Source organism: Bradyrhizobium sp. I71 (assembly GCF_022354745.1).
Taxonomy (GTDB): Bacteria; Pseudomonadota; Alphaproteobacteria; order Rhizobiales; family Xanthobacteraceae; genus Bradyrhizobium; species Bradyrhizobium liaoningense.
The window spans coordinates 3,275,226-3,294,126 of record NZ_CP059398.1 but is presented as its reverse complement, the minus strand read 5'-3'; the positions used below and the strand labels follow the sequence as shown (position 1 = coordinate 3,294,126).

Annotated in this window: 19 protein-coding genes; 2 read left to right on the top strand and 17 right to left on the bottom strand. The window is 66.0% G+C overall.

Annotated elements, in window-relative coordinates:
- Positions 1-756: a ribosome maturation factor RimP gene (rimP, locus tag FJV43_RS16015; RefSeq protein WP_239628407.1), complete on the bottom strand. Its 756-nt coding sequence runs from the start codon at positions 754-756 to the stop codon at positions 1-3.
- 359 nt (positions 757-1,115) lie between these two features.
- Here rimP and FJV43_RS16010 point away from each other — a divergent pair, with 359 nt between their 5' ends.
- Complete coding sequence (locus tag FJV43_RS16010) at positions 1,116-2,198, top strand: DUF2336 domain-containing protein (RefSeq protein WP_239628406.1); 1,083 nt, start codon at positions 1,116-1,118, stop codon at positions 2,196-2,198.
- 114 nt (positions 2,199-2,312) lie between these two features.
- Here FJV43_RS16010 and trmB read toward each other — a convergent pair whose 3' ends face one another.
- From trmB to murJ, 16 genes are all read right to left on the bottom strand, one after another.
- Positions 2,313-3,023: a tRNA (guanosine(46)-N7)-methyltransferase TrmB gene (gene trmB / locus FJV43_RS16005; RefSeq protein WP_239628404.1), complete on the bottom strand. Its 711-nt coding sequence runs from the start codon at positions 3,021-3,023 to the stop codon at positions 2,313-2,315.
- Entirely contained in the window at positions 3,020-4,177 is a 1,158-nt protein-coding gene (locus FJV43_RS16000; RefSeq protein ID WP_239628402.1) for a M20 family metallopeptidase, read from the bottom strand. The genes trmB and FJV43_RS16000 overlap by 4 nt, the downstream gene beginning before the upstream one ends.
- Before the next feature lie 86 nt (positions 4,178-4,263).
- Positions 4,264-4,677: a helix-turn-helix domain-containing protein gene (locus FJV43_RS15995; RefSeq protein WP_007603895.1), complete on the bottom strand. Its 414-nt coding sequence runs from the start codon at positions 4,675-4,677 to the stop codon at positions 4,264-4,266.
- A 219-nt stretch (positions 4,678-4,896) separates the two neighbouring features.
- The gene (gene lnt / locus FJV43_RS15990; RefSeq protein WP_239628400.1) at positions 4,897-6,510 is read right to left on the bottom strand and encodes an apolipoprotein N-acyltransferase; all 1,614 of its coding nucleotides are present in this window, start codon (positions 6,508-6,510) and stop codon (positions 4,897-4,899) included.
- On the bottom strand, positions 6,507-7,625 hold the full coding sequence (locus tag FJV43_RS15985; protein ID WP_239628398.1) for a hemolysin family protein: 1,119 nt from the start codon (positions 7,623-7,625) through the stop codon (positions 6,507-6,509). The genes lnt and FJV43_RS15985 overlap by 4 nt, the downstream gene beginning before the upstream one ends.
- A gap of 1 nt (position 7,626) precedes the next feature.
- Positions 7,627-8,136: an rRNA maturation RNase YbeY gene (ybeY, locus tag FJV43_RS15980; RefSeq protein WP_194390553.1), complete on the bottom strand. Its 510-nt coding sequence runs from the start codon at positions 8,134-8,136 to the stop codon at positions 7,627-7,629.
- Positions 8,137-8,194: 58 nt separating this feature from the next.
- A complete protein-coding gene (locus tag FJV43_RS15975) occupies positions 8,195-9,190 on the bottom strand; it encodes a PhoH family protein (RefSeq protein ID WP_239628396.1) in 996 nt (331 codons plus the stop codon).
- Positions 9,191-9,254: 64 nt separating this feature from the next.
- Positions 9,255-10,649 carry a tRNA (N6-isopentenyl adenosine(37)-C2)-methylthiotransferase MiaB gene (miaB, locus tag FJV43_RS15970; protein ID WP_239628394.1) on the bottom strand — a complete coding sequence of 465 codons (1,395 nt, stop codon included), beginning with the start codon at positions 10,647-10,649 and terminating at the stop codon, positions 9,255-9,257.
- 182 nt (positions 10,650-10,831) lie between these two features.
- On the bottom strand, positions 10,832-11,512 hold the full coding sequence (locus FJV43_RS15965) for an HAD family hydrolase (RefSeq protein ID WP_239628393.1): 681 nt from the start codon (positions 11,510-11,512) through the stop codon (positions 10,832-10,834).
- A 99-nt stretch (positions 11,513-11,611) separates the two neighbouring features.
- Complete coding sequence (locus FJV43_RS15960) at positions 11,612-12,067, bottom strand: Fur family transcriptional regulator (protein ID WP_061879908.1); 456 nt, start codon at positions 12,065-12,067, stop codon at positions 11,612-11,614.
- A gap of 38 nt (positions 12,068-12,105) precedes the next feature.
- Positions 12,106-12,591: a ribosomal protein S18-alanine N-acetyltransferase gene (gene rimI / locus FJV43_RS15955; RefSeq protein WP_239628391.1), complete on the bottom strand. Its 486-nt coding sequence runs from the start codon at positions 12,589-12,591 to the stop codon at positions 12,106-12,108.
- A complete protein-coding gene (gene tsaB, locus FJV43_RS15950) occupies positions 12,588-13,283 on the bottom strand; it encodes a tRNA (adenosine(37)-N6)-threonylcarbamoyltransferase complex dimerization subunit type 1 TsaB (protein WP_239628389.1) in 696 nt (231 codons plus the stop codon). Before tsaB ends, rimI begins: the two co-directional genes overlap by 4 nt.
- A gap of 201 nt (positions 13,284-13,484) precedes the next feature.
- Positions 13,485-14,054, bottom strand: coding sequence for a NifU family protein (locus FJV43_RS15945; RefSeq protein ID WP_239628387.1), 570 nt, complete (start codon positions 14,052-14,054; stop codon positions 13,485-13,487).
- A 206-nt stretch (positions 14,055-14,260) separates the two neighbouring features.
- On the bottom strand, positions 14,261-14,755 hold the full coding sequence (locus tag FJV43_RS15940; RefSeq protein ID WP_239628385.1) for a universal stress protein: 495 nt from the start codon (positions 14,753-14,755) through the stop codon (positions 14,261-14,263).
- Positions 14,756-14,846: 91 nt separating this feature from the next.
- Positions 14,847-15,899, bottom strand: a complete 1,053-nt coding sequence (trpS, locus tag FJV43_RS15935; RefSeq protein WP_239628383.1) for a tryptophan--tRNA ligase — start codon at positions 15,897-15,899, stop codon at positions 14,847-14,849.
- A gap of 207 nt (positions 15,900-16,106) precedes the next feature.
- Positions 16,107-17,642, bottom strand: coding sequence for a murein biosynthesis integral membrane protein MurJ (gene murJ / locus FJV43_RS15930; RefSeq protein WP_239628381.1), 1,536 nt, complete (start codon positions 17,640-17,642; stop codon positions 16,107-16,109).
- Between the two features lie 126 nt (positions 17,643-17,768).
- Here murJ and FJV43_RS15925 point away from each other — a divergent pair, with 126 nt between their 5' ends.
- On the top strand, positions 17,769-18,770 hold the full coding sequence (locus tag FJV43_RS15925) for an adenosine kinase (RefSeq protein ID WP_239628379.1): 1,002 nt from the start codon (positions 17,769-17,771) through the stop codon (positions 18,768-18,770).
- Positions 18,771-18,901 lie beyond the last annotated feature (131 nt).

Genomic DNA, 18,901 nt, shown 5'->3' with positions numbered 1-18,901 from the left:
CTAGTCTCCTTGGTCAGGCTCGATCTCGCCCCGCCGCGCGCGTTCGGCGGCCAGGCGATGTTTCTTCGTATTGGTCGGAGCCGGCTTCTTCTTCGGCTTGGTGTTCTTGGTGATTCTTTCACTGATCTTCGCGTGCGGCGCCTGCGGCGGCTCGAGACCGAGATTGCGGCGCATCTCGCGCGCCTCGGCCTTGCCGCGGCGCATGGATTCGGCGATCAGTTCGTCGGTCAGCACCAGCCGGGCATCGCCGATATCCTCCATGGTCAGGAGAACGTCGACTTCGTCACCTGCCTTGACGTCGTCGCGATGCAGATGCACGCGATCGCCTTCGACAGCACCGAGCGTGCCGCGGAAGCGCTTGCGCCCCTCGTGCGCGACCGCCATCTCGATCTTCACCAGATGCCCGGAATAGCGCTCGAAATCGGAGCGGCGCACCAGCGGGCGGTCGATCCCCGGCGAGGAGATCTCCAGCCGGTAGGCGCGATCGATGGGATCGGCGACGTCGAGCACGGGCGACAATGCCCGCGAGATCGCCTCGCAATCCTCGATCTGCATCGAGCCGTCCGGTCGCTCGGCCATGATCTGAACGGTGCAGCCGGCTTCCCCGGAAATGCGGATCCGCACCAGGCGATAGCCCATGCCCTGGAGCACGGGAGCAGCCACCGCGGACACCCGTGCCGCGACGCCCGGCTCGACCACGAGCCGCGGCTCGGCCAGCAATTCGGCATCCGTGGAACCAGGGTTCGGCTCGGTCATGTCCAGGGTCAGGGCGCTCAATGGTTAAGGCTTGGTTACGACTTCAAAGCCCGCTTCGGAACTTTCCCGACAGCGCGTCGGGCCGCATCTTCCGCCAAGCCGCGTTCAGGTAATAAAAAAGAGCGGGTCCTTGCGGGCCCACTCTCACTACGCGGATCGTATGAGAAGATGAATTGGCGCTGATATAGCGCTTTCCGCCCTCCCGGACAAGGCCCATCGCAGCGGGAACGGGGCCTTTTTGCGCCGATCTGCGGACCCTGCGCAACGCTTCTTTCATCAAGCAGGCCTAACTTCCGCGATCGTGGGGCGGCTTGAACCAAGGGCGCACCCGCGGCGTGCCCCGTTCGAGTTGCGTTTTCATGACCGTTGCCACGTCGCTCATTCCTGGACTGGACGATATCGTCAAACGCGGCGATCCGCGGCGACGCGGCGAGATCGCGCGGGCCATCGCCCAGTTGTTCTTCCAGGATGCGGAGAAGCTCCGCCCCGAGTTGATCGATCTCTTCGACAATCTCCTGATCGATCTCGTCCCGCATGCCGAGCTGTCCTCGCGGGTCGATCTGGCCGAGCGCTTCTCGCGCCTGAACAACGCGCCGCCGCACCTGGTCAATCAGCTCGCGCGCGAAAACGAGATCATGGTGGCCGGTCCCGTGCTGCGCCGCTCGCCCGTGCTCGACGACGCGGCTCTTGCCGAGATCGCGCGCCTGAAAGGCCAGGGCCATCTCCTGGCGATGACGGAGCGCCCAGCCCTGTCTCCCGTCGTCACCGACGTGCTGGTCGAGCGCGGCGATCGCGACGTGGTGCGCCGCGCCGCAGGCAATGCCGGCGCGGTGTTCTCACCAGGCAGCTATTCCGAGATGATCAGGCGCGCGGCCCAGGACGGCGTGCTGACGCTCAGGATCGGCCAGCGCAACGACCTTTCCGGCGAGCACCTGAAACAGCTGCTCGACGGGACGCTCGACGTCATCCGCCGCCGCCTCTCCAGCGTGGTCAATCCCGCGCGCAAGGCCGAGATCAAGCGCGCGATGGCGGCGATCGAGGAGGCGGCGCGCCCGCCGGGGCCGCGCCGCGATTTTTCGGACGCGCAGCGCACGGTGCTCGCCTTGCATCGCGAGGGCCATCTCGGCGAAAGCGCGCTGCTCGGCTTCGCCAAGGCGCACAAATACGAGGAATCGATCGCCTCGCTCTCGGCGATGTCCGGCATTCGCCTCTCGACCCTCGACCGCCTGATCGCTGGCGACCGCTACGATCCGCTTCTGATCCTGGGCCGCGTGCTCAATCTCGGCTGGCCCACGGTGCGTGCGCTCATCCTGCTCTGGTACGGTCCGCAACGCACGCCTGCCGATGCCGACCTCGAGGCCGCGCGCGTGAACTTCACGCGCCTGATGCCGACGACCGCCGAACGCGTCGTGAATTTCTGGCGCAACCGGCGGACGATCTGAGATCATTTCTCCAGTCATTCCGGGGCGCGTGAAGCGCGAACCCGGAATCTCGAGATTCTCAGGTGCGCAATTGCGCACCATAGTTCGATGCTGCGCATCGCCCCGGAATGACGACTACGCTCTCCTGAACCGCAAGTAAGCTGCCTTGCGTCCTTCCCGCGCGGCCTTCCGGCCGTAGCGTGTCATGGTGTAGCCGGGCCATGGCTGGCGGAAATCGTCGGCGCGTTCGGCCAGCCAGACGAAGTCCTGCGAGCGCGCAAGATGCGAGAGCGTCCAGGCGCAGTAATCGTCGATGTCGCAGACGAAACGGAACTCGCCGCCGCTTCGGAGCACGCGCGCCATTGCGGCGATCGTCCGGTCCTGGACGAAACGCCGCTTCCAGTGTCTCCGCTTCGGCCAGGGATCGGGGTGGATCAGGTCGATCCGCGACAGCGAATCCTTCGGCAACCAGGCCAGGAGCTCGGCGGCATCGCCCGCGAACAGGCGGATGTTGCCGATGTTGGCGGCCTCGATCTGCGCGAGGATTTTCGCCATGCCGTTGACGTAGGGTTCGCAGCCGATGAAGCCCGTAGCGGGAAAGTTCTGGGCCTCGGCCGCGAGATGCTCGCCGCCGCCGAAGCCGATCTCGAGCCTGACGTCTTCGGCTGCGGGAGCGAAGATCGCGCGGGCATCCGCCGGCGCCTCACCGTCGATGTCGAGGGCAAGATGCGGCAGCAGCTGCTCGATCAGCCCGGCCTGATGTTGCCTGAGCTTGTGGCCCTTGCGGCGCCCGAAGAAGGCGCGGTCGCTGTCGTCGCGATCGGGGTCTGATTTGCGTTCGCTCATCGCAGCGTCTGATACAGGCGATGGAGCAGTCGCGCGCGCGGCGCGAGCGACGAGACATAGAGCTGCTCATAATGGGTGTGCGCGCCCTTGCCGTCGACGCCGAGCCCGTCGAGCGTCGCGGTGTAGGCAGCGGTGAAATTGCCGTCCGAGCCGCCGCCTGTATGCGTGTCGATCAGCTCGAAGCCGATCTCCGCGGCGAGCGTCCTCGCATGCTCGTACAGCGAGGCGCCCGCATTGCTCTTCTCGTAAGGCGGACGATTGAGCTCGCCGGTGACCGTGACGGTGACGCCGTCCGTCTTCGACGTCAGCCCGAGGATCTTGCCCACGAACTCGTCTGCGTCCTTCAGGCCCGGCACGCGCAGATCGACTTCGGCATAGGCCTCTTCCGGTGTCACGTTGGGGCGCGTGCCTCCGCGCACCACTCCGACATTGACGGTGACGCCGCGCGTCAGATCGTTCATTCCTTCCAGCGCCAGGATGATATTGCCGAGCTCGCGGACGGCGCTGCGGCCGTCTTCGGGCCTGGAGCCGGCATGCGCGGGCACACCCTTGATGAATACCTGGAAGCGCCCGACGCCCTTGCGTCCGGTGACGATCTTGCCGCCGTCGCGCGCCGGCTCGGTCACCAGCACATATTTGGCCTTGCGCCCTTCCTTCTCAATCAGCGCACGCGACGTCGGGCTGCCGATCTCCTCGTCGGAGGTGAACAGGTGCGTGATGCCGAGCGGCGAGCGATCGGCCGTCGCGCAAAGCGCGCGAAAGGCGTGATGGGCGATGTAGGCACCGCCCTTCATGTCGTAGATGCCGGGGCCGAACGCGACGTCGCCTTCAACCTTGAACGGCAGGCGCTCGATGAATCCGATGGGATGAACGGTATCGAGGTGGCTCAGCACCAGGATGCCCGGTCGATCCTGACCCCAATTGGTGCGCGCCACGAGATGATCGCCGCAGCCATCCACGCCGGCGACGCGCTCGAGCGTGACAGGCAGGTCGCGGTACTGCTCCGCGACCAGAGACACCAGCTTGTTGACCTGTTCAGGCGCTTCGGTCGGCGTCTCGATTTCCACCCAGCGGCGGATGCCATCGAGGATGGTTTGGGAATCGAACCAATTGGAGCCGGTCATGAGCGCATCTGTGCCTTTGAATCGCATCATCGAAGCGGGCGCGCAGCAAAGCGCGGTCCTAAATGACGACATAGGCCAGATTTGACGCAGTCTCAAATCGCCATCGAGATGGCGCTTCAGCGCTTGTCGGGGCCTTCGCGGGCCGCAATCTGCTCGACGAGATCGACGATGGAGCGGCGCATCTTCGAATCGGTGATTCGCGTGAACGCCTTGGTCAAGGCGAGCCCTTCGGAGGTCGCGAGAAAGTCCGAGACGTAAGAGGGCGAGGCGCCTTCGCTGAAGCCATCCGGACCCGGCACGCCGCTCGGGCCGCCTTCGAACAGGAATGACACCGGCACCTGGAGAATCTCGGCGATCTGCTGGATGCGGCTCGCGCCGACCCGGTTGGTGCCCTTCTCGTATTTCTGGACCTGCTGGAAAGTCAGGCCCAAAGCTTCACCGAGCTTCTCCTGGCTCATGCCCAACATGATGCGGCGCATGCGCACGCGACTGCCGACATATTTGTCAACAGGGTTGGGCGCTTTCGACATTTCCTCAGCCCTCCAAACATCACCTTCGGCGCAATCATCAAGCATGCCTCGGGTGCAGCATCGTCAAAACCAAACCCTGTTATTGGGAAACATTGCGGAGAAATTTAGCAACGCACCTCTGTCTTTCGCAGCTGGTGCAGAATGGGGAGCCCGCGTGCAGTCTGTCAACCGTGGGACTACGGTTGTCAAAGGATTCCGGCCGCCTCGGCGGCGGCGTCATCAGGGCTGACGCTTGGCGACACGCCGGCGGAGCGCCAGGAGCACGGCCACTGCGACGAGCATCGCCGCGGGCGCATCACCCACCCGTGCATAGACGGTCGGCGGGATCGCGGCCGGAAGGTTTGCATCCAAAATGCCTTCGATGCCGAGGCCGAGGCTCGCGACCGTGCGTCCGACCGGATCGATCACTGCGGAGATGCCGGTATTGGCGGAGCGGACCAGCGGCAATCCCAGCTCGATCGCGCGCATCCGCGACTGCTCCAGATGCTGATAGGGGCCGGTCGAGATGCCGAACCAGCCGTCGTTGGTGAGGTTCACGATCCAGCCTGGACGTTCGTTGCGTCCAGCCACTTCACCGGGAAAGATGGCTTCGTAGCAGATCAGCGGCAGCGCCGGTTGTGCGCCGGGGACCGGCAGCACATGCCGCACGCTGCCGGCGATGAAGCCGCCGCGCACACGCGTCAGCTGCTCGAAACCGAGCTTCTCCATCAACGCCTGGTAGGGGAGAAATTCTCCGAACGGGACCAAATGCACCTTGTCGTACACAGCGAGCACGCTGCCGTCGTGATCGATCACGTAAATCGAGTTATAGGCGCGCGTGATCGGCGTGCCCCGCGGCAGGTCGGGCGCGCGGACCGAGCCCGTGATCAGCACGGTACCCTTGGGCAGGAGGTCGGCGATTTGCGCCATCGCGTCGGCTTCGCGGGTCAGGAAGAACGGAAAGGCGGATTCCGGCCAGATCAGGATGGTGGCATCGCGTACACCGGTCGATTGCGGGCCGGAGGCGCGGTCCGACAGCGCAAGGTATTTCTTCATCACCTCCGTCTTCGCGGCGTAGTTGAATTTTGCGTCCTGCTGGAGGTTCGGCTGCATCAGGCGGAGCTTGGCGCCTGACACCATTGTGGTTGGATGCAGCGACAGGCGGATTGCGCCGAAGACGCTCATGACGACCAGAAGCGCGACGGCGGCCGCCGGCACGCGCCATGGCAGGCGGCGATCGGGCGTGCGGTCGATCAGCGTCGCCGGGCTTGCGAAGATCGCAACCGTCAGGAACGTCATGCCCCACAGGCCGATCAGCGACGCCGTCTGGGCCAGCGGCAGCGGCTCGGACAGCGCGTAGCCGAACGCGTTCCAGGGAAAGCCTGTCAGTGCGTGACCGCGCAGCCATTCGCTCATGGTGAGGCTCGCTGCGAGTGCCAGCACGCGCGTGGCGTTCTTGGTCCAGAGCAGGCGCGCCAGCGCAAAGCCCATCGCGGTGAAGATCGACAGATAGGCCGGCAGGCCGAGGACGGCGAACGGCGTCAGCCAGGCGAACACGTCGGCGTCGACAAAGAAGGCGTAGCCGATCCAGTAGAGGCCGGGCACGAAATAGCCGAGCCCGAACCAGTAGCCGGTCAGCGCGGCGGCGGGGACGCCGCCATAGCGGCCGGCGCCGGCGCCGTCGATCAGCCAGACCAGCACCGGGAAGGTTACGAACAGCACCGGGAAGAGGTTGAACGGCGCCAGTGCCAGCACCGACAGCGCCCCGGCCGCCATGGCGATGACGGCGCGCTTCCATCCCCAGGTGAGAATGATGGCAAGCGCAATCTGCCGGAGTCGCTGTGATGGACTCACTGCGGGCCGGTCCCGTCGCTCGGTGGCGGCGTGGGCGTGTCGCTGGCCGATGGCTGTCCGCTCTCCGGCGTGGCCTCGCGGCGCCGGCTCTCGCGCTGGGTGCGCGGCGCGGGGCGCTCCTTCCGTGTCGAGATGCGCAGCCGCTTGACCCGGCGCGGATCGGCGTCGAGCACCTCGACCTCGTAGGTGCCCGGACCCGAGATCACTTCGCCGCGCACCGGCAGGCGTCCGACGAAGCTGACGAGATAGCCGCCCAGCGTCTCCACCTCCTCGCCGGCTTCGCCGGTGACGAAATCCTCGCCGATCACCGAGCGGACGTCGTCGAGGCTGGCGCGGGCGTCGGCGATGAAGGCGTTGTCGGGCAGGCGCACGATCGAGGGTGGCTCGTCGCTGTCGTGCTCGTCGTCGATTTCGCCGACGATCTGCTCGACGATGTCCTCGATCGAGACCAGGCCGTCGCTGCCGCCATATTCGTCGACCACCAGCGCCAGATGGATGCGCGTGGCCTGCATCTGCGCGAGCAGGTCGATCGCCCGCATCGACGGCGGCACGTAGAGCAGCTTGCGAATGATGTGCGCATCATGAAGCGGCAGCGCGAGATCGACGGCGCGCAGGTCGAGCCCGGCCGGCAGCGGCTTCTTGCGCTTGGTCTTGGTGGCTTCCGATACGCGGGCGCGGGCGGTCATGAAGGCGAGCAGGTCGCGGATGTGGACGATGCCGACGGGATCGTCGAGCGTCTCGTTGAAGACGACGAGGCGGGAATGGCCGGCACTCTCGAAGCGGTCCATCAATTCGCCGAGCGGGATGTCGCGCTTCACTGCGATGATGTCGGCGCGATGCACCATGACGTCGGCGATACGGCGCTCGTGCAGGCCGAGAATGTTGCGCAGCATGGTGCGCTCGACCGCGGAGAAGCCGGTGTCGTCGGGCGTCGATGCATCGAGCACGACCTGGAGGTCGTGGCGGACCGACCCCGCCTTCCAGCCGAACAGCGTCCGGATGGCGCGCAGGAGCCAGCCTTCGGCGGCCGGGCGCAGCACCTCGCCATGGGCCACAACGGCGGGCAGATTGCGCGTGTTGCGCGGGTTGTCCTGGATTGGATCGGAATCCGGCATCTCAGTGCGCCCCGGCGCGGTCGGCATAGGGATCGGGGATGCCGAGATGCGCCAGGATCTGCGTCTCCAGCGCTTCCATCTCCTCGGCGTCGCCGTCGTCCTCGTGATCGTAGCCGATCAGATGCAGGAAGCCGTGCACGGCGAGGTGGCTCAAATGGTGCTCGAACGGCTTGTGTTCCTCGTCCGCCTCGCGCCGCATTGTCTCGTAGGCGATCGCGATGTCGCCGAGCATGCGCGGCGCATCGCCCGGCTTCCACCCGCCCTCCGGCTGGAGCGCGGGGAACGACAGCACGTTGGTCGGCTTGTCGATGCCGCGCCAGTTGCTGTTGAGCGTGCGGATGCCGGCGTCATCGGTCAGCATCACAGCCACTTCCGCGTCGGCAACGTCTTCGTCGACGCTCTCGGCGGCGGCCGCCACGGCGCGCTGGATCACGGCTTCGGAATCAGGCTCGCGCTGCCAGCAATCGGCGACGACGAGGACCTCGGTCATGGGAAGGTTGGAATGGGACATTGTGTTGTCTGGGACGAAAGGCGCGGTGTTCGCACCTTCTCCGTCCGGTGTTGCCTCGTCAGGATTGACCGGTGGCCGGCCGCTGCGGCGGCCCTTCGTAGGCGGCGACGATCCGCGCCACGAGTTCGTGGCGGATCACGTCCTCGGCCTTGAAATGAACCTGGGCAATTCCCTCGACGCCGCCCAGGAGGCGGGTCGCCTCGGCCAGGCCCGAGGTCTGGCCGTTCGGCAAGTCGATCTGCGAGGGATCGCCCGTCACGATCATGCGGCTGTTCTCGCCGAGACGCGTCAGGAACATCTTCATCTGCATCGACGTGGTGTTCTGGGCCTCGTCCAGGATGATGGCGGCGTTGGTGAGCGTGCGGCCGCGCATGAAGGCGAGCGGCGCGATCTCGATCTCGCCGGTCTGGAGCGCACGCTCGACGATGCGCGCATCCATGAGGTCGTAGAGCGCATCGTAGATCGGCCGCAGATAAGGATCGACCTTCTCGCGGAGATCGCCGGGCAGGAAGCCGAGTCGCTCGCCGGCTTCCACCGCCGGGCGCGACAGGATGATGCGATCGACCTCCTTGCGCTCGAACAGCTGGGCGGCATGGGCGACGGCGAGCCAGGTCTTGCCGGTGCCGGCGGGGCCGACGCCGAACACCAGCTCGTGCCGCTTCAGCGCGCGGATGTAGGAGTCCTGCGCGGCCGTGCGCGCGCGCACCGGGCGCTTGCGCAAGTTGATGCTGTCGAAGGTCGATTTGGCCGATTTGGCGTCGAACTCGAACAGCGAGCCCTGCGCGATCACGGCGCGGATCGCGCCTTCGACCTCACCCTGGTCGAGATCCTGTCCCTTCACGGCCTGCGTGTAGAGCATCTCCAGCACGCGCCGCGCGGCGTCGCAGCCGTCGCGGCTGCCGCCGATGGTGATGTGGTTGCCCTTGGAATCGACGACGACGCCGAGCCGCCGCTCGATCTGCGCCAGGTGCTGGCCGTAGGGGCCGACCAGCGCGGAAGCGGCGCGGTTGTCGTCGAAGTCGATGACGACCTGGGTCTCGGGCGGAACTTGCATGTCGCGGTCAAATTTGCGGCTGGGAGCGAACGAAGACGAATCCGATGCGCTTTTGGGCAAGGGTTCAGGCTCCAGTGGCTTGCGATAAAGCGGGCTCGCGCGCGCCATGCGGCGTCACGAGTTCGCCGAGAAAGCTGTAGCGTTCGAGGCTGTCGATGCGGACCGGCAGGATTTGTCCGATGATGTCGGGCGAGGCCATCACATGGGCGGGTTGGAGGTACGCGGTGCGGCCGACGATCTGGCCCTCCTTGCGCGCCGGACGCTCGAACAGCACATCGACCGTTGAGCCAATCGCAGCCTTGTTGAAGGCCGATTGCTGGCTGTCGATCAGTTCCTGGAGCCGCTCCAATCGCTGGTCCATCTCGGCGGGGGACACCGTCTCCTGCATGTCCGCGGCCGGCGTTCCCGGCCGGGCGGAGTATTTGAACGAATAAGCCGCAGCGTAACCGATTTGCGTGACAAGCGCGAGGGTGGCGAGAAAATCTTGCTCGCTTTCGCCCGGGAAGCCGACGATGAAATCTGATGAAAAAGCAATGTCTTGGCGGGCGGCGCGGAAACGGTCGATGACCCCAAGGTAATCATCGGCGGTATGTTTCCGGTTCATGGCGGCCAGAATCCGGTCCGAGCCCGATTGCACCGGCAGGTGCACGAACGGCATCAGGGCACCGAGATCGCGATGGGCTGCAATCAGGCTGTCGTCGACATCGCGCGGATGACTGGTCGAATAGCGCAGCCGCGCGATGCCGGGAATCTTCGCCAGATGCTCGAGCAGCCGGCCGAGCGGCCAGCTCGTCCCGTCCGGCCCATCGCCGTGATAGGCATTGACGTTCTGCCCGATCAGCGTGAGCTCGCGCACGCCGTTGTCGGCGAGCCGCTTCACGTCATCGACGATCTTCGCCACCGGCCGCGAGACTTCGGCGCCGCGCGTGTACGGCACGACGCAGAAAGTGCAGAACTTGTCACAGCCTTCCTGCACCGTGACGAAGGCGGAAATGCCGCGCGCGCGGATCGCATCGGGCTTCGGGTGCGCCAGGAAGCCGAACTTGTCGGCCGCGGGAAACTCGGTCTCGATCGCGCGGCCTTCGTCGCCGGCGCGTTTCAAGAGCTCCGGCAGATGATGATAGCTCTGCGGGCCGACCACGACGTCGACCACAGGTGCCCGGCGCACGATCTCCTCGCCCTCGGCCTGTGCCACGCAGCCCGCGACCGCGATCTGCATCGCGCGGCCCCCACGCGCGGCCTCGTCCTTGGCGACGCGCAGCCGGCCGAGCTCGGAATAGACCTTTTCCGAGGCCTTCTCGCGGATGTGGCAGGTGTTGAGGATGACGAGGTCGGCGTCCTCAGCGCTGGCCGTCTCCACGAATCCTTCGGGTGCCAGCGTATCCACCATGCGCTGGGCATCGTAGACGTTCATCTGGCAGCCATATGATTTGATGTGCAGCTTGCGCGGCGGCGTCATGGAACCCGAAAATGGCGGTGGAGGGCGGCCCTCAGATATAGGCTCGAGGGGCGAAAATCCAGCGAATGGGGGTCGAGACGGTCATTCCGGGGCGCTCGCAGCGCGAGCGAACCCGGAATCCAGAGGTTTTGGCCGTGATTCCGGGTTCGATGCTGCGCATCGCCCCGGAATGACAGCAATAATCAGCCCGCCAGGGCCTTCGCCTCGACCCGCCGGAGCAACTCCGGGAGCTGGTGCATGTCGGCAAAGGTCAGCTCGGCGCCAGCCTGCCGCAGGGTCTCGGCATGGCCGTCCCCGCAATGGCTGCCTCCGTAAAAGCCGAACACGGTCATTCCCGCTGCCCGCGCGCCGGCAATGCCGGCCAGGCTGTCCTCGATCACGACACAGCGCTCGGGTGGCACGCCCATTTCGCTTGCCGCGAACAGGAACAGGTCCGGTGCCGGCTTGCCGTTCTTCACCTGCGAGGCCGAGAAGATGTTCGGTGCCAGGCGCTCGTAGAGCCCGGTGCTTCCGAGGCTCACGCGCATGCGCTGATGCGAGCCGCTCGAGGCCACGCAGACGCGTTGCGTGACGACATCGAGCACGTCATGGATACCTCGGATCGCCTCGAGGTCGGCCTCGAACGCGCGGAACAGCTCGTCCTGAAGATCGCCGTGATAGGCCTCGGGCAGCTTGCGGCCGAGCTCGGTCTCGATCTCAAGATTGGCCTGTCTTGTCGAACGGCCGAGGAAGCGTTCGAACACCTGCTCGGACGTGATCGGATAGCCGTGCCGCGTCAGCACGTCGGCATGGGCGCGGCAGGAGATCACCTCGCTGTCCACCAGCACGCCGTCGCAATCGAAGATGATGAGGTCGATGGGCATTCAGTGTGTAACTTGGTTATGGCATTCTGGCGCAGGGCGCGCGGTGCCACCTCTCCCCGACGCGGAGAGGTGAAGAGAGGCCGTCGCAAAATCTGTTCATCAATTCGTCGGCTTGTCGTCGTCGAGCGGGACGCAATAGAGCTCGAGTCGATGATCGACCAGACGGTAGCCGAGCTTGCGGGCGATCTCCGCCTGGAGCTTCTCTATCTCCTCGGAGGTGAACTCGATCACCTTGCCGTCGCGCAGATTGATGAGATGGTCGTGATGGCTGTCGCGCATCTGCTCGTAGCGCGCGCGGCCCTCGCGGAAATCGTGGCGTTCGATGATGCCGGCATCCTCGAACAGTTTCACGGTGCGATAGACCGTCGAGATCGAGATCTTGTCGTCGACCGCAACGCAGCGCCGGTAGAGTTCCTCGACATCGGGATGATCGATCGCTTCCGCGAGCACGCGGGCGATGACGCGGCGCTGCTCGGTCATGCGCATGCCCGTGGCGGCACAGCGCGCCTCGATGTCGGACGCCTTGGATGCAGAGGAAGGTTTCAATGTGGTCATAGCGTTGTCTGCCTGGCGGGCGCTTTCTGCCACCGATGTTACGACAAGTCGCGTCGCATCAGAAGGGCGTTCAATTGTTCCCCGTTGGGCTGCTTATAGTAGCGATCGCGGCGCCCGACCACCACGAATCCGCACCCGTCGTAGAGCCGCCGCGCCGGCTGGTTATTTTCCTCCACCTCGAGAAATATTGTGCGCACGCCGCGCCCGGCGAGGTGGCCGAGATGGGTCATCAGCAGCGTGCGGGAGAGGCCGCGGCCGCGATAAGCCCCGTCCACCGCAATCGAGAGAATTTCCGCCTCGTCCGCGCCGATCCGCGACACCGCAAAGCCGACCGTCTTGCGGCCGAGACGCAGGCGATGCACCAGCGTGTTGCGCTCGCTGATCATGCTCTCGAATTCGCCTTCGCCCCAGCCGTGCGCGAAGGAGGCGACGTGCAGCTGCGCGAGCCGCGCGGCATCGCGCAAGGTGGCGGGCTCGACGACGGCACTGCCGCCGTGCCACCACTCCGACAGCCATCCCATCATGAGGTTGCGGCTTGCGCCGCGAGCGGCTTCTGTGTCGCCGGCTTTGCATCGGGCGCCTTCAGATAGAACGGCCGCGCCGGCGTGGTGTCGGGATTGGCCGCCGCACCGAGCCAGGCGATCCAGCTGATATCGGGCGCGGGCTGCGCGTCGACCGCAACAGGTTGCGGTCCATCCTTCGGCCAGCGATCGGCGAGGATCTCTGCGGCGTTGCCGACCAGATGCGGCGCGCCGAATTGCGAGGCGGCGATCGCCTCGTCGATGCTGGCGACCTTAGGTCGCACCAGCTGGCTGCCGTCGCCGGCGACGATCTGGAAATAGACGTGATCGTGCCGCGCATCGACTGCGGAGAGCACGGGCGCCGTTCCGCTCTGGCCCACGACGGTGGCGGCATAGGCCGACAGGGTGGTCAGGCCGACGGCCGGCCGCCCGGCCGCGAGCGCAAGGCCGCGCGCCGCCGAAATGCCGACGCGCAGGCCCGTGAAGCTTCCGGGACCGACGGTGACCGCAATGCGGTCGAGCGCGGTGAAGGCGAGATTGGCCGACTGCATCACCCGCGCGATCATCGGCATCAGGGCCTCGGCGTGGCCGCGCTTCATCAGCAGCGATTCCTGCGCGCGCAGTTCGGCCGTTTCGGTGTCGAGCACGGCGGCCGCGCAGGCGTCGAGCGCGGTATCGATGGCGAGGATCAGCATGAAAAAGCAAATGGCGAGTGACGAATGGAGAACAGTCTAGCGAACCAAGCGCCTATTCGCCATTCATCACGCACGATTGCAGGCCCCCGATATGCCACCCTACGACAACCGTCATTCCGGGGCGGTCCGTAGGACCGAACCCGGAATCTCGAGATTCCGGGTCTGGTGCTAACGCACCATCCCGGAATGACGACTTCGTCGTCACATCGGCCGGACTTCGACCACGTCGGGCACGAAGTGCTTGAGCAGGTTCTGGATGCCGTGCTGAAGCGTCGCCGTCGACGACGGGCAGCCGGAGCAGGCGCCCTTCATGTTGAGATAGACGATGCCGTCCTTGAAGCCGCGGAAGGTGATGTCGCCGCCGTCGTTGGCGACGGCCGGCCGCACCCGGGTCTCGATCAGATCCTTGATCATGTCGACCGTCTCGGCGTCGGCCTCGTCGAAGAACTCGTCCTCGTCGTCGAGATCGGCATCGCCCTGCGCTGCGCCGTCGGCAAGCAGCGGCGCGCCCGACATGTAGTGCTCCATGATGGCACCCAGGATGGCGGGCTTGAGCTGCTGCCATTCACCGTTCGCCTTGGTCACGGTGATGAAGTCCGATCCGTAGAACACGCCGGTGACGCCGGGCACGTCGAACAGCTTTTCGGCGAGCGGCGAACGGCCTGCGGCTTCGCGGCTCGAAAACTCCACGGGGCTGCCGTCGACCACGACGCGGCCCGGAATGAACTTCAGCGTGGCGGGATTGGGGGTGGCTTCGGTTTGAATGAACATGGTTCTCTCCAGACGTCGCCGGTTCAAGGCCGGCGCGTGCCTATCCACTAGCAGATGGCGACGGGGAACGCACGATCAAGGGGAGAGGGAACTGTTTCGTTGTCATATCAGTAGGTTAGGGTGCCGAAATCGCCAATCGTCGTGGCCGGGCTTGACCCGGCCATCCACTGGCGAGCAAACGACAGGCCGCCTCCGAGACCAGGGACCTACGACAGCGAATCCACGCTTTCGTCGCTCAGCGCGCCCGAGATGATGGTCACCGGCACCGGGAATGTGCCCAACTCGTGCGCGAGCAATGAGACCAGCGGCCCCGGCCCTTCCGCACCGGGATTGGCAGCGAGCACCAGCATGGCGATGTCGGGGTCCTCATCGACCACCGCGAGCAGCTGTTCCATCGCGGCGCCTTCCCGGATCACCCGTTCCGGCGTGATCGCGGCGATGCCGTTGGCGCGGCCGGCGGCGCGGTCGAGCGCGGCTTCTGCCGCTTCCTGGGCCTCGGCGCGCATGATGTCGGCGACGCCAAGCCATTCCTGGCTCTGCTGCTCGGGCTCGATGATGCGCAGCATCACCACGCCGCCGCCGGCGCGGATCGCCCAGCGGCTGGCATAATAGACCGCGCGATCCCATTCCGCGGTGTCGTCGACGACGACGAGGCATTTGGGCTTGTGACCCGGCTCGAAGCAAAGTCGCTTGCTGGTCATGCATGTCCCGGCGAGTGCATGGCGCGCATGCTGCCACACTCCCTCCCGCTTGGGGAGAGGAGACCCGATCGGCGCCTCGCGCCGAGCGCTTCTAGCGTCGGCGGATGAAGCCGACGATGTCCTTGGAGAGCTTCATGGTCTCGTCGGCGAGCGCGCGCGCCCGGTCGGCCCCCTCGTTCAGGATCGCGTCGATATGGCCGGGGTCGGCGACGAGGCGCTTCATCTCGCCTGCGATCGGCGCGAGCTTGGTGACGCACAGCTCCGCCAGCGCGTTCTTGAAGCTGGAGAACTGGCCGCCGCCGAACTCGCGGAGCACCTCGGCCTTGGAGCGGCCGGAGAGCGCGGCGAAGATGCCGACGAGATTGTCGGCCTCGGGGCGGGCTTCCAGGCCCTTTTCCTCCGTCGGCAGGGGCTCCGGATCGGTCTTCGCCTTGCGGATCTTCTGCGCGATGGTGTCGGCATCGTCGGTGAGATTGATGCGCGAATTGTCGGAGGCATCCGACTTCGACATCTTCTTGGTGCCGTCGCGCAGGCTCATCACGCGCGTCGCCGGGCCCGTGATCAGGGGTTCCGGCAGCGGGAAGAACAGGCCGTCATTGGCGCCCTGTGCCCGGATCGAGTCGCCGAAATCGTTGTTGAACTTCTGCGCGATGTCGCGGGAGAGCTCCAGATGCTGCTTCTGGTCCTCGCCGACCGGAACGTGGGTGGCACGGTAGAGCAGAATGTCGGCCGCCATCAGCACGGGGTAGTCGAACAGCCCGACCGATGCGTTCTCGCGGTCCTTGCCCGCCTTCTCCTTGAACTGGGTCATGCGGCCGAGCCAGCCCATGCGCGCGACGCAGTTGAAGATCCAGGCGAGCTCGGCATGGCCCGAGACCTGGCTCTGGTTGAACACGATGTGTTTCTTCGGATCGATCCCGGCCGCGATGAAGGCCGCGGTCACCTCCCGGGTGTTGCGCGTGAGCTCGGCCGGGCCGCCCCAGACGTCGACGCCCTGCGTGATCGCGTGCATGTCGACGACGCAATAGATGCAGTTGTGAGTTTCCTGCATCTTCACGAAGTTGACGATCGCGCCGAGATAATTGCCGAGGTGCAGATTGCCCGTCGGCTGGACGCCCGAAAAGACCCGTTCAACGAATGCCATGGTCAGCCTTCTCATAGGTAATTGGCCGTCGTTTCCAACAGCGGCGCTGCCCCGTCAAGGGCAATTCCACCTCTCCCATCGGGAGAGGTCACGCCGAAGGCGCGGGTGAGGGGTTGGGCTCCATCGAGGGACCTGGTCCCCTTACCCGATTTGCTGCGCAAATCGACCTCTCCCGATGGGAGAAGTGAAGAGCCGTCGGCGCGCACGCTAATGAGCGGGCCGTTTCAACGCGTGAACCGCTTCGCGCCAGGACGCCGCTCCGAGGAGCTGCAGCAGCAGGCCGTAGACGGCGATTCCGGCCGCGATCTGCGCGCCGAGCACGACGAAATCGATGATGCCATGGACCCCGGCCGGCACGAGGCCTGCAGTCAGCCAGAGCAGAGCGCCCATGGCAGCAGCGGCGAGCACGATCCGTGGCAGCCGCTTGCGGGCGCTCGCGTCGACCGAGAAACCGAACTCGCGCGTGCCCTTGCGGAGCAGCGAGAGCGCGCTGCCCCAGGCGCCGGCCGCGATGCTTGCGGCGATCCCGCTCGTACCGAAGAGATGGCCGAGCAGGACGGCCAGCACGACTGCGACCACAAAGCCTTTGGCCGTGGCGCGTAGCGGCGTCATCGTGTCGCTGCGGGCATAAAAGGCCGGCGACAACGCCTTGATCAGCACATGCGCCGGCAGGCCCAGCGCCAGCCACATCAACGCATGCGCCGTCGCCGCGCTGTCATGCGCGCCAAACGCGCCACGCTCGAACAGCAGCCGTACGATCGGCTCGGCCAGAACGGCGAGGCCGAGCGTCGCCGGCAGCGCCAGCCCGGCTGCAAGCTCCAGCGCGCGCGATTCGGCATGCGCCACGGCGTCGCGATCGCCGCTGCTCACTGCGCGCGTCAGCTCCGGCACCAGCACCGTGCCCATGGCGACGCCGACGATGCCGAGCGGCAGCTCGATCAGGCGGTTGGCGAAATACAGCCAGGACACCGCCGATGGTGTCGCTGAGGCGATGATCGCGCCCGCGACCATCAGCCATTGCGGGCCCGAGCTTGCGAGCATGCCGGGGATCGCCTTGGCGAAGAAGCCGCGCATCTCCTTGTCGAAACTGGCGCGCAGCGGCGTCGCAAGATGCGCGCTTCGCTGCGACAGCAGCATCAGGAGTTGCAGCAGGCCGGCGATGCCGACGGTGGCCGCCAACACCCACGCAGCGAAACTGGCGTCAGCCTGCCAGACGAGCAGCACCGCGATCGCGGCGATCAGCGCGATGTTGAACAACAGGGGCGAGAACGCCGTCAGCGCGAAGCGGCCCTGCGCATTGAGCAATCCCATAAGCACAGTGACCGGGCCGGCAAAGGCGAGATAAGGCAACATCAGCCGCGCACTCTCGACCGCGCGATCGAGCGTGCCGCTGCCAAGGAAGCCCGGCGCAATGACCGCGATGACCAGCGGCATCAGCAATGCGAGCAGGATCGACATCGCGATCAGGGCCGCGCTGACCGTGCCGAGCACGCGCCCGGCGAACGCCGCTGCGGCTGCCGCCCCGTCGCGATCCCTGATGCGCAGCCAGGCCGGGATCAGCGCCGCGTTAAGCGCGCCCTCGCTGAGCAGCCGGCGCACCACGTTGACGAGCTGAAACGCCGCGAGAAACGCATCCGCCACGGCGCCGGTGCCGAGCAGCGCCGCAATCATGGAATCGCGGGCAAAACCCAGCAGCCGCGAGGCCAGCGTTCCCGTCGAGACGGTGAGGAAGGAGCGGATCATCGGCCCTTTATCATACCGTTGCTTGCCCGCGCCGGCCCGGTCATGATAGGCCGCGAGCTTGGATTTCAGGCCGACAGGAAGCGGATTTCCGCAGGGATCGCAATCCGGCAAACAGGATCAAGGTGAATGGCTGACGTGAAATATGACGTTCTCGGCATCGGTAACGCGCTGTTCGACGTGCTGGTCAGGACCGACGAGGCCTTTCTGGCCAAGCATGGCATGGCCAAGGGCAGCATGTCGCTGATCGACGAGGCTCGCGCTGCCGCCATCTACAAGGACATGGGTCCGGCCACGGAAGTCTCGGGCGGCTCGGCCGCGAACACCATCGTCGGCATCGGCAGCTTAGGGGCACGCGCCGCCTATGTCGGCAAGGTCAAGGACGACCAGATCGGCAAGCTCTATGTCCATGACATCCGGGCCGCCGGCGTCGCCTTCAACACGCCTGCCGCCACGGACGGCCCCGCCACCGGCTGCTCCTACATCCTGGTCACCGGCGACGGCGAGCGCACCATGAACACCTATCTCGGCGCGGCGCAGGACCTGTCGCCCGCCGATATCGATCCGGCCGAGGTCGCTGCTGCCGGCATCGTCTATCTCGAGGGCTATCTCTGGGACCCCAAGAACGCCAAGGACGCCTTCGTCAAGGCGGCCCAGATCGCCCATGACGCCAGGCGCAAGGTGGCGCTGACGCTGTCGGATTCCTTCTGCGTCGACCGCTATCGCGACGAGTTTCTCTCGTTGATGCGCAACGGCACCGTCGACATCGTCTTCGCCAACGAGTCCGAGCTGCATTCGCTCTACATGACCTCGGACTTCGACACCGCGCTGAAGCAGCTGCGCAACGACGTCAATCTCGGCGTCGTCACCCGCAGCGAGAAGGGCTGCATGGTGGTCTCGGTGGAAGACGCCGTTGCCGCGCCGGCATTCCCGGTCGACAAGGTGGTCGACACCACCGGCGCCGGCGATCTCTTCGCTGCCGGCTTCCTGTATGGCCTCGCCCGCAACTTCGGCTACAAGCAGTGTGGCGAGCTCGGCGCACTCGCCGCCGCCGAAGTGATTCAACACATCGGCGCCCGCCCGCAGGTGTCGCTCAAGGAATTGGCCCAGCAGCGCGGGCTGACGGCATAAGGCCCGTCTCTCTCCCCGTCATTGCGAGGAGCCCTTGCGACGAAGCAATCCAGTCCGTCTCCGCGGAACGTTTCTGGACTACTTCGCTACGCTCGCAATCACGGTGTGGAGGCAGGTGCGCGCCTACCCCG